Annotated in this window: 14 protein-coding genes and 5 tRNA genes; 7 read left to right on the top strand and 12 right to left on the bottom strand. The window is 71.3% G+C overall.

The genetic code is table 11. The features are described 5' to 3' along the window. Window positions 1-135: 135 nt before the first annotated feature. A complete protein-coding gene (locus OG844_RS39205; protein WP_406388689.1) occupies window positions 136-1,146 on the bottom strand; it encodes a LacI family DNA-binding transcriptional regulator in 1,011 nt (336 codons plus the stop codon). A gap of 311 nt (window positions 1,147-1,457) precedes the next feature. Continuing rightward, the gene (locus OG844_RS39200; protein WP_406388690.1) at window positions 1,458-1,922 is read right to left on the bottom strand and encodes a hypothetical protein; all 465 of its coding nucleotides are present in this window, start codon (window positions 1,920-1,922) and stop codon (window positions 1,458-1,460) included. A gap of 154 nt (window positions 1,923-2,076) precedes the next feature. Between OG844_RS39200 and OG844_RS39195 the strand changes: the two genes are divergently transcribed. After that, window positions 2,077-2,592 (top strand): DsbA family protein, encoded by a 516-nt coding sequence (locus tag OG844_RS39195; RefSeq protein WP_406388691.1) that lies wholly within the window; start codon window positions 2,077-2,079, stop codon window positions 2,590-2,592. A 49-nt stretch (window positions 2,593-2,641) separates the two neighbouring features. On the opposite strand, the gene OG844_RS39190 is transcribed toward OG844_RS39195, so the two are convergent. The 3 genes from OG844_RS39190 to OG844_RS39180 are packed head-to-tail and all read right to left on the bottom strand — an operon-like array spanning window position 2,642 to window position 5,386. Beyond that, entirely contained in the window at window positions 2,642-3,478 is an 837-nt protein-coding gene (locus OG844_RS39190; protein ID WP_406388692.1) for a GNAT family N-acetyltransferase, read from the bottom strand. A gap of 55 nt (window positions 3,479-3,533) precedes the next feature. Beyond that, the gene (locus tag OG844_RS39185; protein ID WP_406388693.1) at window positions 3,534-4,355 is read right to left on the bottom strand and encodes an aminotransferase class IV; all 822 of its coding nucleotides are present in this window, start codon (window positions 4,353-4,355) and stop codon (window positions 3,534-3,536) included. Continuing rightward, window positions 4,352-5,386, bottom strand: coding sequence for a chorismate-binding protein (locus tag OG844_RS39180; protein ID WP_406396021.1), 1,035 nt, complete (start codon window positions 5,384-5,386; stop codon window positions 4,352-4,354). The genes OG844_RS39185 and OG844_RS39180 overlap by 4 nt, the downstream gene beginning before the upstream one ends. A 163-nt stretch (window positions 5,387-5,549) precedes the next feature. On the opposite strand from OG844_RS39180, the gene OG844_RS39175 reads away from it, so the two are divergent. From OG844_RS39175 to OG844_RS39155, 5 genes are all read left to right on the top strand, one after another. Continuing rightward, window positions 5,550-5,622, top strand: a tRNA-Gly gene (locus OG844_RS39175). A gap of 37 nt (window positions 5,623-5,659) precedes the next feature. Beyond that, window positions 5,660-5,733, top strand: a tRNA-Cys gene (locus tag OG844_RS39170). A 1-nt stretch (window position 5,734) separates the two neighbouring features. Next, window positions 5,735-5,806: transfer RNA gene (locus OG844_RS39165), tRNA-Val, on the top strand. A 19-nt stretch (window positions 5,807-5,825) separates the two neighbouring features. Beyond that, a tRNA-Val gene (locus OG844_RS39160) sits at window positions 5,826-5,897 on the top strand. 23 nt (window positions 5,898-5,920) lie between these two features. Next, a tRNA-Val gene (locus OG844_RS39155) sits at window positions 5,921-5,992 on the top strand. An 88-nt stretch (window positions 5,993-6,080) separates the two neighbouring features. On the opposite strand, the gene OG844_RS39150 is transcribed toward OG844_RS39155, so the two are convergent. The 5 genes from OG844_RS39150 to OG844_RS39130 all read right to left on the bottom strand — a co-directional run bounded on the left by OG844_RS39150 (window position 6,081) and on the right by OG844_RS39130 (window position 9,875). Continuing rightward, window positions 6,081-7,442, bottom strand: a complete 1,362-nt coding sequence (locus OG844_RS39150) for an OFA family MFS transporter (RefSeq protein WP_406388694.1) — start codon at window positions 7,440-7,442, stop codon at window positions 6,081-6,083. A 171-nt stretch (window positions 7,443-7,613) separates the two neighbouring features. After that, window positions 7,614-7,916, bottom strand: coding sequence for a zf-TFIIB domain-containing protein (locus tag OG844_RS39145; RefSeq protein ID WP_406388696.1), 303 nt, complete (start codon window positions 7,914-7,916; stop codon window positions 7,614-7,616). A gap of 65 nt (window positions 7,917-7,981) precedes the next feature. Then, on the bottom strand, window positions 7,982-8,983 hold the full coding sequence (locus OG844_RS39140; RefSeq protein WP_406388698.1) for a phosphotransferase: 1,002 nt from the start codon (window positions 8,981-8,983) through the stop codon (window positions 7,982-7,984). Between the two features lie 239 nt (window positions 8,984-9,222). After that, complete coding sequence (locus OG844_RS39135; protein ID WP_329212877.1) at window positions 9,223-9,429, bottom strand: hypothetical protein; 207 nt, start codon at window positions 9,427-9,429, stop codon at window positions 9,223-9,225. A gap of 188 nt (window positions 9,430-9,617) precedes the next feature. Further along, a complete protein-coding gene (locus OG844_RS39130; RefSeq protein ID WP_329212876.1) occupies window positions 9,618-9,875 on the bottom strand; it encodes a hypothetical protein in 258 nt (85 codons plus the stop codon). 205 nt (window positions 9,876-10,080) lie between these two features. On the opposite strand from OG844_RS39130, the gene OG844_RS39125 reads away from it, so the two are divergent. After that, the gene (locus OG844_RS39125) at window positions 10,081-11,427 is read left to right on the top strand and encodes a serine/threonine-protein kinase (RefSeq protein WP_406388699.1); all 1,347 of its coding nucleotides are present in this window, start codon (window positions 10,081-10,083) and stop codon (window positions 11,425-11,427) included. On the opposite strand, the gene OG844_RS39120 is transcribed toward OG844_RS39125, so the two are convergent. Then, complete coding sequence (locus OG844_RS39120; protein WP_406388700.1) at window positions 11,400-12,224, bottom strand: TrmH family RNA methyltransferase; 825 nt, start codon at window positions 12,222-12,224, stop codon at window positions 11,400-11,402. The two genes, OG844_RS39125 and OG844_RS39120, sit on opposite strands and share 28 nt — an antisense overlap. Further along, window positions 12,217-13,482 carry a uroporphyrinogen-III C-methyltransferase gene (gene cobA / locus OG844_RS39115; protein WP_406388702.1) on the bottom strand — a complete coding sequence of 422 codons (1,266 nt, stop codon included), beginning with the start codon at window positions 13,480-13,482 and terminating at the stop codon, window positions 12,217-12,219. The genes OG844_RS39120 and cobA overlap by 8 nt, the downstream gene beginning before the upstream one ends. Between the last annotated feature and the right edge of the window lie 203 nt (window positions 13,483-13,685).

The raw sequence follows: 13,685 nt of genomic DNA, 5'->3' as shown, positions 1-13,685 counted from the left end.
GATCAACACGCCTTTTCGCACGGGGAGTTCACCCTCCGCGTACGGCGCGAATTCGCTCCGGCGTCCGATCCCCGGTCACCCATCCGCACCCGTCGCCCACGACTCGTGGACCCCTCTCCGGGCGCGGCCCGCGAGTCAGCGCGGAGCGGCGCTGGACGCGCGTACGACGAGCTCCGGCTGGAGCACCACACTGCGGTGCCGGTGGCTGCCGTCCCCGTCGTCCGCCTCCTCGAGAAGGAGCTCCGCCGCCATCCTGCCCATGAGCACGGCGGGCTGCCTGACCGAGGTCAGCGGCACGGCGGCCGCCGCGGCGAACTCGATGTCGTCGTAACCGACGATGGCGACGTCCTGCGGCACCCGGACGCCCGCCGCGTAGAGCGACTGAAGGACACCGAGGGCAAGCAGGTCGTTGGCGCAGAAGACGGCGGTCGGGCGCGGCACGAGACCGAGCAGCCGTGCCCCGGCGTCCCGGCCCGCCGCCACGTCCAGGCGGTCGGACGGGATCTCGATGAGGGCCTCGGGACCGAGTCCGGCCTCAGCGAGGGCGGAGAGCGCACCCTCACGGCGGTCCCTGATCTGGTGCAGGTCGCCGGGGCCGCTGACATAGGCGACGGAACGGTGCCCCGCCGAGACGAGGTGCCCTACGGCGAGCCTGCCGCCGCGTACGTCGTCGACGGAGACGGCGCAGGTCTCGGCACCCGGGGCGACCCGGTCCACGAGCACGTACGGAATCCGGTGGCGGCCGAACGCCTCGAGGTTGCCGCCGGTGGCGTCGGCCGGGGTGACGAGCACCCCGCAGACGCGTTGTTCGGCGAAGAGCCCGAGGTATTCGGCCTCCTCCTCGGGACTCTGGCCGCTGTTGCACACCATCACGCCGAGACCGGCGTCCCGGGCCGCGCGTTCCGCGCCGCGGGCGATGTCGACGAAGAAGGGGTTGCCCATGTCGAGGACGAGCAGGGCCATGATCCGGCTCCGGCCCGCCCTGAGCTGCCTGGCCGACTCGCTGCGTACGTAACCGAGCTCCTCGATCGCCGCCAGTACCCGGGCCCGGGTGTCCGGAAGCACCGCCTCGGGGCGGTTGATCACGTTGGAGACGGTGCCCACCGAGACTCCGGCCTGCCGGGCCACATCCTTGATCCCTGCCACACGCCCCACTTGCCCTGCCCCACTGATGCGTCCGGCCGCCGCGCGTCGGCGCAGCGTATCCCTGTCCTGCCGACGTCATCCGGCAAGATCCGCCGGCCCGTCGCCCTTGCCCTGCGGCCCAGGAATGAATTGTTTCAATACGTCCGGGACGCTAACTCCATCCCCGGATACCGTCAAGATCGGATCGGAGCAACCCCGAATATACCGATACGCGAAGCGGAGACGAGCGGCTCGCGCACGCCCCCCACACGCATGAATCGATTCATATTGCAGCCATAATGGCGGTGTCACGCAGCGCCCGGATTGCCCTGTCAGATGCCGTGCTTCTTCAGGATCGCCTCGATGTCGCTGAAGTCCTCACCGGGCGCGGCGGCCTGCTGCGGCTTCTTCTTCGCCTGCGGCTGCGGCTGCGGGCGGGCCGTCGTGTTCGCGGACGTCAGTGAGGGTGTCGACGCGGCCGGGGAGACTGCGTCACCCTGCGACGCAGCCCGAGCGGCCTTGCGTTCCCTGCGGGTGGAGCCGCCGCGACGCTCCACCGCCCGTGTGGTCATGAAGAGGAGCCACGCCAGCGCGAGCAGCCCGAAGCCGAGCCAGACGCTGGGCTTGAACACGATGTCGGACAACCACTCGACGACACCGGTCATCACGAGGCCGACGGGCACCAGCGAGTAAGCGGCGATCCTGGTCGCCGCGAGGAATCGCTTGCGGTACGCGGTGATCGCGGCGATGCCCAGGCCTGCCGCCGACACCGCGGAACAGATGGTCTCGGCAAGCATCGGTGCCTCCAGCACATCGGGAAACGTCCCTTCCATCCTGCACCGGTCGCGGCTCGGGGGCCACGGTCCCGGGCCACATCAGGGACATTTCAGGGCTGCGGTCCTCCCCAGGTCCCGATTGGGAAGCGGAGGTCCGGCCTGAAAGACTGATCCCATGAGCGATTCCACCCCCTCAGCCCCGGTCGTCCTGGACATCTGGTGCGAGCTCGAGTGCCCCGACTGCCATCAGGCCCTCTCCGACGTCCACGCCCTTCGCGCCCGCTACGGCGACCGGCTGGAGATCCGGCTGCGCCACTTCCCGCTGGAGAAGCACAAGCACGCGTACGCCGCGGCCCAGGCGGCCGAGGAGGCCGTCGAGCAGGGCAAGGGGTGGCCGTACATCGAGGCGGTACTGGCCCGCACCGCCGACCTCGCCCGTACCGGTGAGCCCGTGCTGCTCGATGTGGCACGTGAACTGGGGCTGGACGCCGAGGAGTTCGACACCGCGCTGATCGACGGCCGGCACATGCTGATCGTCGACGCGGACCAGGCCGAGGGCAAGGCCATCGGGGTCACCGGAACCCCGACGTATGTGATCGGTGACGAGCGGCTGGACGGTGGCAAGAGCCAGGAAGGGCTGCGCGAGCGGATCGAGGAGATCGCGGACCGTCTGCTGGCCGACCGCGGCTGACGGCGGGTCCGCCCGGCGGCGCGGGCCGGCACCCCGCCGCGAGGACCGCCTACAACGCCTTGGCCAGGTTGTACTGGGTCGGCTCGTAACCGAGCGACTCGTACAGCCGCAGCGCGGGGGTGTTGGACGCGAAGACGTGCAGGCCGAGCCTGCCGAGCCCCGAGTCGAGCGTGATGTCCTCGGCACGGTGCATCAGCGCACGGCCGTATCCGTGTCCGCGGTGCTCTCCCCGGACCTCGACGTCGAAGACGTATCCCATCGCCTCGCCCGTCGGTGTCTCGTGCCGCGCCACCCACACATGGCCGATGACGTCGCCGCCGTGGACGAGCACGTGGAAGTGCATGCCCTCGGTGGCCAGACCGTCCGGCAGGTTCGTGGCGTGGTCGGTCTCGGACTTCCGCCGGGCCTGCTCCTCCGGGACGCCGCGCTCGATCCAGTTCTGCGCGTACGTCTCCACGCTGGTGCTCGCCCAGTCGGCGAATTCCTGGCCGCTCATGGGACGCCCGGTGACGCCGTCCGGGAGCGCGGGTGCGGTCCGCCGGAGCTCCTTGACCATGTTCCGGCTGCGCTCGGTGTAGCCGAGCACGGCCCCGAGCCCCCGGGCGGCCTCGTCGTCCGCGGGAGCCACCAGCCGGACCTGGGTGCACCCCCAGCTGCGCAGCACCTCCTCCGCGGCGAGGGCGGCGATGGTGCCCCGGCCCCGCCTGCGATGCGTCTCCTCGATGCGCAGCGACCGGATTATCCCGGCCGACGCGCCGAACACCGGATCGGTGGAGACGGCGACGGAACCGACGGGACGCCCGTTGTCGCACACGTCGTACGTGCGTTCCTGTGCGCCGTCGGCGCCTTGCTGGATCGGCCCGGTCGGCCGGAGGGTCGTGGTCATCAGGGGTGTTCTATCCGCTCGTCCTCGGTCCGTCACCTGTTTTTGCCGGACGGGCTCAGGGATCGAGGTCGTCGCCCGCGCGCTCGTCGAAGATCCGCATCGCCTTCGCCGTAACCGGCCCCGGCGCGCCCGGCAGCTCCCGTCCGTCCACCCGGTGGACGGCCTGGATGTCGCGGAGCGTGGAGGTCAGGAAGATCTCCTCGGCCCTTTCGAGGATGTCCAGCGGCAGCTCCGTCTCCTGCGCACCGGTCCACTCCACGGCCAGTGCGCGGGTGATCCCGGCAAGGCATCCGGAGGTGAGGGGAGGGGTGTGGATCCGGCCGTCGAGCACGACGAAGACATTGGATCCGGTGCCCTCGCAGAGCTGCCCGACCGTGTTGGGGAAGAGCGCCTCGGAGGCACCCTGCTCGTGGGCGCGCGCGAGGGCGACGACGTTCTCGGCGTACGAGGTGGTCTTGAGCCCTGCCACCGCACTGCGTTCGTTGCGCGTCCAGGGGACGGTGATCACGGCTGTGCTGTCCGGACGGCGTGACGTCTCACCGAGGGCGACGACGAGGCTGGGCCCCGCGTCGCCGCGGTCGGAACCGAGGGGTGAGAGGCCTCCGGTGTACGTGATCCGCAGCCGGCCGAGCTCCGTGGGATTGGCCGCGATGACGGCCTCCGAGGCGCGGCGGACCTCGTCCTGGTCGGGGTCGGACAGTCCGAGGCCACGGGCCGAGCGCGTCAGCCGGTCGAGATGCCGGGTCAGGGCGAAGGGGCGGCCCTGGGCGACCCTGACCGTCTCGAAGATGCCGTCCCCCACGGTCAGTCCGTGATCGAGCACGGACACCCGTGCGTCATCGGCGTCCCGGAGCTCGCCGTTGACCCAAATCCTCATGACGCGGTCCTTCCTGTCTCCTCGTAGGCGCCCGACGCTACAGCGAGCAGCCGGGACGCCTTCAGCTCGGTCTCCGCCCATTCACGCTGCGGGTCGGATCCCCAGGTGATACCGGCTCCGGTACCGAAGCGCAGCTCGGGTGCGGTGCCCGTGCGGTCGATCCAGAAGGTCCTTATGCCGACGGCCAGTTCCGCGGTGTCCCTGTCCGCGTCGACCCAGCCGATCCCTCCGCAGTACGGACCGCGCGGCGCTGTCTCGAGGGCGTCGATGATCCTCAGGGCACTGGACTTCGGGGCACCGGTGACGGATCCGGGCGGAAACGCGGCGGTGAGCAGCTCCGGCCAGCCGGCGCCGTCGGCCAGCCGGCCACGCACGGTGGAGACGAGGTGGACGAGTCCGGGGTGCTTCTCCACCACACAGAGGTCGGGGACGCTCACGCTGCCGGTCGCGCAGACCCGGCCCAGGTCGTTGCGGACCAGGTCGACGATCATCACGTTCTCGGCGTGGTCCTTGTCCAGCAGATCGTCCTCGGTCCGCCCGGTTCCCTTGATCGGCCCGGACTCGACGATCCTGCCCTCACGCCTCAGGAAGAGCTCCGGGGAGGCGGTGGCTATCTCGACACCCTGGGCAGGCAGCCGGATCGTCCCCGCGTAGGGAGCGGGGTTGCCGCGGGCCAGCAGGGCGGTGAGCGCGTCCACGTCGGCTACGGGGCCGGGCAGCGGTGCGGACAGGACCCGGCAGAGGTTGGCCTGGTAGACCTCGCCCGCCGCGATGTGTTCACGGATCCGCCGTACGCCGGCCTTGTACGCGTCCTCGTCGAGCGATGAGATCCAGTCCTGCGGCGCCGGGCCACGCCAGGCGCCGGGCACGGGAAGGGGCACCTGCTCGGTCCGTACGGTGGAGAAGCGGGCGCAGACGAGACGGCCCTCGAAATCGGCGGATACGGCCCAGAAACCGGATGATTCGAGAGCCGCAGGATCGCTGGTCACATCCTGCAGGCCTGAGGCGATGAGGCCGCCGAAGCGGGCCATGGGAGCTAGGTCGTGCACTCTGGTGAGTCTAGAACGGTGCACGGTGACCTGCGGCGGGGCGGAGGCAGCGCAGCACGCTGCACAAACGCGTTTTTGTGCTGGCCCGGGAATCCGCTAGAGTTCAACACGTCACCGGGACGCGCAAGCCGAACGGGAATGACAAGCGGACGTAGCTCAGTTGGTAGAGCGCAACCTTGCCAAGGTTGAGGTCGCCAGTTCGAACCTGGTCGTCCGCTCGCAGAAGGTGGGGGATCTTCCCGAACCCCCATCCCTGGTGGAGTGGCCGAGAGGCGAGGCAACGGCCTGCAAAGCCGTCTACACGGGTTCAAATCCCGTCTCCACCTCCAAGGACGATTAGCTCAGCGGGAGAGCACTTCCCTGACACGGAAGGGGTCACTGGTTCAATCCCAGTATCGTCCACCGGTCCGCAAGGACCCCCGCGCGATTAGCTCAGCGGGAGAGCGCTTCCCTGACACGGAAGAGGTCACTGGTTCAATCCCAGTATCGCGCACGCAGTACACGCAGGGTCACCCTGCGCGATTAGCTCAGCGGGAGAGCGCTTCCCTGACACGGAAGAGGTCACTGGTTCAATCCCAGTATCGCGCACCGTTCGAAGCCCCCGGTCGTCTCGACGACCGGGGGCTTCGTCGTTGTCCTGCGGGTCAGCCGGTGAAGAGCTGGGTGGCCTTGCGGGTCAGTTCGTACAGCCCGTAGCCGAACGGCACTGCGACCCAGAGCCAGACGAGGACCATGAGCGGCTTACGACTCCTGGTGGACACGGGGGGCTGCTCCCTTCCGGAGTCTCGTGGAAGCGCGGGTGGACGGGGCGGATGCACTCGTTGGCGACGAAGCCGACGACGAGCAGCCCGATCATGATGGTCAGCGAGGTCGTGTAGAGGCTGGGACCGCTGTGGCCTGCGCGCTCCCCCGCGTCGGCGACCCTGTTGACGATCAGCGGACCGAGCACGCCCGCCGTGGACCAGGCGGTCAGCAGCCGACCGTGGATGGCTCCGACCTGGTACGTGCCGAAGAGGTCCCTCAGGTAGGCGGGAGCGGTCGCGAACCCTCCTCCGTAGAAGGAGAGGATCACCAGCGCGCAGCAGATGAAGAGCGGCTTGGAGTCGTTGCCGAGCCGTTCGATCATCACGTACATCAGCGCGCCGACACCGAGGTAGACGCGGTACATGTTCTTGCGGCCGATCAGGTCCGAGGTGGAGGACCACAGGAGACGGCCGCCCATGTTGGCCAGCGAGAGCAGGGCGACGAAGCCCGCCGCGGCCGAGACCGACACCGGGGTGGAGGTGTCCGCGAAGAAGTCCTGGATCATCGGCACGGCCTTCTCGAGGATGCCGATGCCCGCGGTGACGTTCATGCGCAGGACTACCCACAGGCACCAGAACTGCGGTGTGCGCAGGGCGTTGCGCGCGGAGACCTGGGCGTTGGTGACGAGCCTGCGGGTTTCCTGCTTCGGCTCCCAGCCGTCGGGGAGCCAGCCCTCCGGCGGCACCCGTACCAGGAGGACGCCGAGCGCCAAGAACGCCGCGTAGACGACGCCGTGCACGAGGAAGGCGCTCGCGATGCCGGAGCGGTCCGTACCGAAGCTCTCGAGCATGCCCGTGGACCAGGGCGAGGCTATGAGGGCGCCGCCGCCGAAGCCCATGATGGCGATGCCCGTGGCCATGCCGGGGCGGTCGGGGAACCACTTGATGAGGGTGGAGACCGGGGAGATGTAGCCGATGCCGAGCCCGATCCCGCCGATGAAGCCGTAGCCGAGGACGACGAGCCAGTACCGGCCGGTGGCCGCACCGAGGGCGGCGACGAGGAAGCCGGAGGAGAAGCAGACGAGGGAGACGGACATCGCCCAGCGGGGACCGTTGCGTTCGACGAGTGTGCCGCCGAAGGCCGCGGAGAGGCCCAGCATCACGATGCCCAGCTGGAACGGGAGGGCGCTCACGGTGCCCGACAGCCCGAGTGCGGATTCGAGTGGGGGCTTGAACACGCTCCAGGCGTAGGCCTGTCCGATGGAGAGGTGCACGGCGAGCGCGGCGGGTGGCACGAGCCAGCGGCTCCAGCCCGGGGGGCGACAGTTCGGGACCTGTCGAGGAAGTGCATGGCCCCGCTAGGCAGCGATCATGCTCATGACTAGATCAGGAACCGAACTTCGTCGACGGTATGCAATGCGGGCGCGACGGGCCCGGACGCAACGCGCCCGGGCCCCCGCAGGGGTTCAGGAGGAGAAGAGCATCCGGCCGAAGCTCTTCTGGCGGTGGTGTCCGTGGTGCCCGCCCTGGTGCGGCGCACCCCACGCGGGAGCCGGGGCCGCGGGGTACGCCTGCGGGGCGGCGGGGTACGCCTGGGGGGCGGGCGGAGCGGGCGGGGCCTGCTGCGACCACTGCGACTCGAGGCGGGTCAGGGACTCCAGCTCGCCGTAGTCGAGGAATATGCCGCGGCAGCCTGTGCACTGCTCGATCTGGACGCCGTTGCGGTTGTACGTGTTCATCTGGGCGTGGCACTTGGGACACTGGATCATCGGGCCGGCTCCTCACCGTCGTTTCGATGTCGCCGGAATGCATGCCCGGCGGCAGTCGGTTCACCCTACGACGAGAGCTCGGGTGTCAACTCGGGCGGGAGGGACGCAATGCGGACACACGCGTCGATCATCAGCTGTTCCACCGCATCCGGACTTCGGCCCTCCGCCGCGGACTTGGCGAAGGCGAGCGCCGCCGTCTGCACCGTGAGTGCGCGCGCGGCGACGTCCAGGTCGGGCCACGGGTCCCCCTCGGCGCGTACGGCGGGGCCGCCCGCGGCCCGGTAGGCGTCCAGGAAGCGCAGCCAGACCTCGGGCGCCAGCAGCCCTGCCGCGTACCAGGCGGCGGGGCGCGCCAGGTCCCAGGCGGGGTCGCCGAGGCCCGCGTCGTCGACGTCGATCAGCAACCAGGGGCCGTTCGGGGCCGGGTGGCGGACGAGCTGGCCGAGGTGCAGGTCTCCGTGGCAGACGAAGCGGGCCCGGAGCCCGCGGGACGGCGCCTCGTCACGAGCCCACGCGGGCAGGCCGCGCCAGGCGGCGAGGACCGGAGCGGTGTCCGGGTCGCCGGGCCGGGCGGCGCGCATCCGCGCGACGGCCCGGGCGGCCTTGGCGGGTCCGCGCATGGGCGGCAGCGGATGGGGCGGCGGGGTGCGGTGCAGCCGGGCCAGGAGGGTGCCCGCCTCCTCCCAGGGAGCGGCATCGGGGTCCGAGGGGTCGACGGGTTCACCGTGCGGCCAGAGGCTGACGGGGCGGCCGTCGGGCGTCACCCCGAGGAAGCCGGCCGGGGGCGCCGCGGTTTCCGGCGCCTGACGGGGTGCGGGGACCGGCAGGGGCGGGAGCAGGACGCCCGCGAGGAGCGGTGCCGCGGCCAGGGCGAGACGGTCAGCCAGGTCCGGCCGGTCGGTGTCCGGGGCGTGCGCCTTGGCGACCACCGGCCCCCTGCGGACCACTGTTCCGTCGGGGCGGTCCGCGAGCACCCGGGGCGGGGGGCAGTCGCACGCGACGGCACGGGCATGGCTGCCGGCATGAGCGAGGTCGCCCAGTACGCGTACGACAGGGGTGGTGGTCATCGGTTCGGCTCCCCCGGCGGTGATCGGCCGGCCCTGCGGCCGGTCCCGGCGACGAGCGTACGGGGCGCGGCCGCCCGGCCGGAGGTCGCCCGGCGGCCCCGAAGGGGTCCGGACAGCGCGATGTCCGGCCAGCTCCCCAGCTGGCCGGACAAACGCTGCCGTCCGCCGCACCCCCGTCCCCACGGGGTTGTTGGCCGGATGTCCTGGTCCGGACCGCTCTTCCGGACCCGGGGCGCCGCTCAGCGCCCCAGCATCACGCCCACGGACGACGCTTGTGTGACCACTGCGTCCCAGCCGCCGAAGACAACTACGAGCAGGGCCGCCAGGGGAAGGACCATGGCTGTCGCCACCAGGGGGTGGCGCGTACCGGACGGGCGTGCACCGAACGAGGCGTAGGCCCTGCGTCCCTGTGCGCGGATCATGGTCCGCGTTGCCGTGTCCGCCATGGTTCCTCTCCTGACCTGTTTCGGAGCGGCGGGCGTTCGACCTCGGGGGACGAGTTCTGCGCCCGCCGCTTGACTTCAACATTAGGGAGGCGGAAGCCCTCGGGCGTCATGCCCGCGTACCGATTACCGGGCCTCCCGGAGGATGAGCCGTCGGCATCCGGCGTACTCCCCTGGGTGGAGACGCGGCGCTAGGCCTTGGGGTCTTCCCGGAGGGGACGCTCCGAGTCGTCCTCCCTGGGTACCGGTTGTTCGACCAGGGCGAGCACCCTGGTCGCCATGAAGCGGGCGGTTCGGACAACTGATCCACTTCGGGTGACTTCGCTCACTTCGACCACCCCTCGACGGACTGCTGTCTCCACCCGGCGGCCTGCCCTGGAGGCCACCACCTCGTACGTCCGAGTCGTGTCTCCCGCGTCCACGACTATCTCCACGCGATCGCCCTTCATTGATCCAATCCCCCTTCTGCGACGGTCCTTTGAGATCTCGCACGGGTCACAGGGCCTGGATCTCCGGCTCCCTGACCACTCCTCAATTCTCCCACCGGGCACTGACAATCGATGGGTCGGCGAGGGCGCGGCCTCTGAGCGCGCCGCGCCACGGGTACGTAAGCTGTGCCTCGTCAGGCGGACCGGCAGCGGGGATGGGCAGACGATGGCGATGATGCGGCTCCGGCGCGAGGACCCGCGTGTCGTCGGCTCGTTCAGGCTGCACCGGCGGCTCGGTGCGGGCGGTATGGGTGTGGTCTATCTGGGTTCCGACCGCAGGGGCCAGCGGGTGGCGCTCAAGGTGATCCGGCCGGATCTGGCGGAGGACCAGGAGTTCCGTTCGCGCTTCGCGCGCGAGGTGTCCGCCGCCCGCCGGATCCGCGGTGGCTGTACGGCACGTCTGGTGGCCGCCGATCTGGAGGCGGACCGCCCGTGGTTCGCGACGCAGTACGTCCCGGGGCCTTCGCTGCACGACAAGGTCGTCGAGGAGGGGCCGCTGTCGGCGGCCGAGGTGGCCTCGATCGGTGCGGCGCTGTCCGAAGGACTGGTGGCGGTGCACGAGGCCGGGGTGGTTCACCGTGATCTGAAGCCGTCGAACATCCTCCTCTCCCCCAAGGGCCCCCGGATCATCGACTTCGGTATCGCGTGGGCGACCGGGGCGAGCACGCTCACGCATGTCGGGACGGCCGTGGGTTCGCCGGGCTTCCTGGCGCCCGAGCAGGTGCGGGGCGCGGCGGTGACGCCCGCCACGGACGTGTTCTCGCTGGGCGCCACCCTGGCGTACGCGGCGACGGCCGACTCGCCCTTCGGGCACGGCAGTTCCGAAGTGATGCTCTACCGCGTGGTGCACGAGGAGCCGCATCTCTTCGAGGTGCACGACGCGCTCGCTCCGCTGGTGCGCGCCTGTCTGGCGAAGGACCCGGAGGAGCGGCCGAGCACTCTGCAGCTCTCGATGCGGCTCAAGGAGATCGCCGCGCGCGAGGCACAGGGACTGCAGGAGCGCAGGCCGCCCGCCCAGCGGGCCGAGCAGGAGCTGGACCGGCCGACCGGTCTCCTCGACGGCCCGTACACCGAGCAGCACACCCGGCGCGCGGCGGCCGGCCCCACTCCGGCGCCCCGTCCCGCGGCCGGGCGCCCCTCGTCGTCGCGCTCGGCTGCGCCACGTACCGGCGGCACACGCCCTCAGGCGGCGCGCGGCACCGGGCACTCCGGGAAGCGTCCGCAGGGCACCAACGGAACGAACGGCCGTCCGGGCACGCGCCCCGGGGTCCGGACGACCTCCGCCGGGAAGAGCGGCAAGCGGCGGCCTGCCAATCCGCGGCTGCTGCGCCAGCGGCTCGTCGTGTTCGTCGTCGTGACCCTGCTCGTGGCGCTGGGGATCGCGGCTGCGCAGGGCTGCCAGGGCCCCTCGCAGGGGCTGGGCGGCACGCCGTCCCCGACCCACGACGCGTACCCGGCCGTGGATCAGCAGGTGGCGCCGTCCGGTCAGGCGGAGACGGGACGCGTCGCGTAGAAGGCGACGGCCGAGGCAGCGGCGACGTTGAGCGAGTCGACTCCGGCGTCCATGGGGATGCGGACGTGTTCGTCCGCGGCGGCCAGCGCCGCGGCGGTGAGCCCGTCCCCCTCGGTACCGAAGACGAGCGCGAGCCTCTCGTGCCGACGTGCGGCCAGGGCGTCCAGGGTGATCGACTGCTCGCTGAGGCAGAGCGCGGCCGTGGTGAAGCCGGCCGAGCGGAGCAGGTCGAGGTCCTTGGGCCATGCACCGAGCCTGGTCCACGGGACCAGGAAGACGGACCCCATCGACACCTTGACCGCCCGCCGGTACAGGGGGTCGGCGCAGCGCGGGGTGAGGAGGACGGCGTCGACTCCGAGTGCTGCCGCGTTACGGAAGGCCGCTCCGAGATTGGCGTGGTCGACGATGTCCTCGAAGACGGCCACCCGGCGGACGTGCCCGGACTCCGGGGCCAGGAGGGAGCCGACCTCGGCAAGCGGTCTGCGCTGCATGGAGGCGAGCGCTCCGCGGTGCACGTGATAGCCGGTGACGCGTTCGGCGAGCTCCGGTGTGACCGCGTAGACGGGTGCGCGGGCCTCGTCGATGACATCGCGCATCACGTCGACCCACTTGGCGGACAGCAGCATGGACCGCATCTCGTACCCGGCGTCCGCGGCCCGTCTGATGACCTTCTCGCCCTCGGCGATGAAGAGGCCTTCGGCGGGCTCCCGGCGGCGCCGGAGTTCGACGTCCGTGAGGCCCGTGTAGTCGCTCAGACGCGGGTCGTCGGGGTCGTCGATCGTGATGAGTTCAGCCACGGGACGATGCTTCCCCACCGGTGACCGGGCCGGTGCCGACGCCGACGACGGCGCCGATGACGATCACGGCGGGCGGACGCACGTCCTCCGCGACGACTCGCTCCCCGACGTCCTTGAGGGTCGCGTCGACCCTGCGCTGAGCGGCCGTGGTGCCCTCCTGGACCAGTGCGACCGGGGTGTCGGGGGACTTGCCGTGGGAGATGAGCGCACGGGCGATGGCGCCGATCTTGTCGACGGCCATCAGGAGGACGAGGGTGCCGCGCAGCTGTGCGAGGGCCTCCCAGTCGACCAGCGAGCGCGGGTCTTCGGGGGCCACGTGCCCACTGACCACGGTGAACTCATGGGCGACTCCGCGGTGGGTGACGGGGATGCCGGCCGCCCCCGGTACGGAGATCGAACTGGAGATGCCGGGGACGACGGTGCAGGCGATGCCTTCGGCGGCCAGCGCCTGGGCCTCCTCCATCCCGCGGCCGAAAACGAAGGGGTCGCCTCCCTTGAGCCGGACGACGGCCTTGCCCGCCTTGGCGTGGTCGATCAGCGCCTGGTTGATCGCCCCCTGCGCCATGTAGCGGCCGTACGGGATCTTCGCCGCGTCGATCACCTCGACGTGCGGCGGGAGTTCGTCGAGCAGATCACGGGGACCGAGCCGGTCGGCGATGACCACATCGGCCTCGGCCAGGAGGCGCCGGCCCCTGACCGTGATCAGGTCGGGGTCGCCCGGGCCGCCGCCGACCAGCGCGACGCCGGGGGCACGGGTGCGGTGGTGCGGGGCGGCGAGGGTGCCGTCGCGCAGGCCCTCGACGATCGCGTCGCGGACCGCGGCGGAGTGGCGGGGGTCCCGGCCCTGCGAGGTGGTGGTGAGGACGGCGACCGTGATGCCCTCGCTGCGGCCGGTGGCCGGTGTCCAGGCGGTCGCCGCCTCCGCGTCGTCGCTGCGGACGCACCAGGTGCGGGTGCGCTCCGCCTCGGCGGACGCGGCGTCGTTGGCTGCGGCGTCGGTGGACGCGACCAGGGCGTACCAGGTGTCCGCGAGGTCGCCGTCCTCGTACCGGCGGCGCTCCCAGCGGATCTCACCGGCGTCCGCCATCGCCTCGACGGACGGGGTTGCGGACGGGGAGACCAGGGTGATGTCGGCGCCGGCCGCGATGAGGGCGGGCAGCCGGCGCTGCGCGACCTGGCCGCCGCCGACTACGACGACGCGGCGCCCGGTCAGGCGCAGTCCGACGGGGTAGGCAGGGTGATCGTCGTGCTCGGCCATGGCGGTGCGGGCTCCTCGTGCAGGGTGCAGGGTGCGGTGTGCTGCGGGCCGCTGCGGCGGTGGAGCGGCTGTGACGTGAGGCTGTGACGTGTGGCTGTCGCGGACCCACGATACGGGGTGGTGGGGGCGGGGGTCGGTGGGCGGTGCGGGGTCCGGTGGGCGCCCGCGGTGGGCCTGTACCCCTGCCCGCCCTGCCGGTGACC

This window comes from Streptomyces sp. NBC_00887, from assembly GCF_045207585.1.
This window is presented reverse-complemented; position numbering and strand designations above follow the sequence as displayed.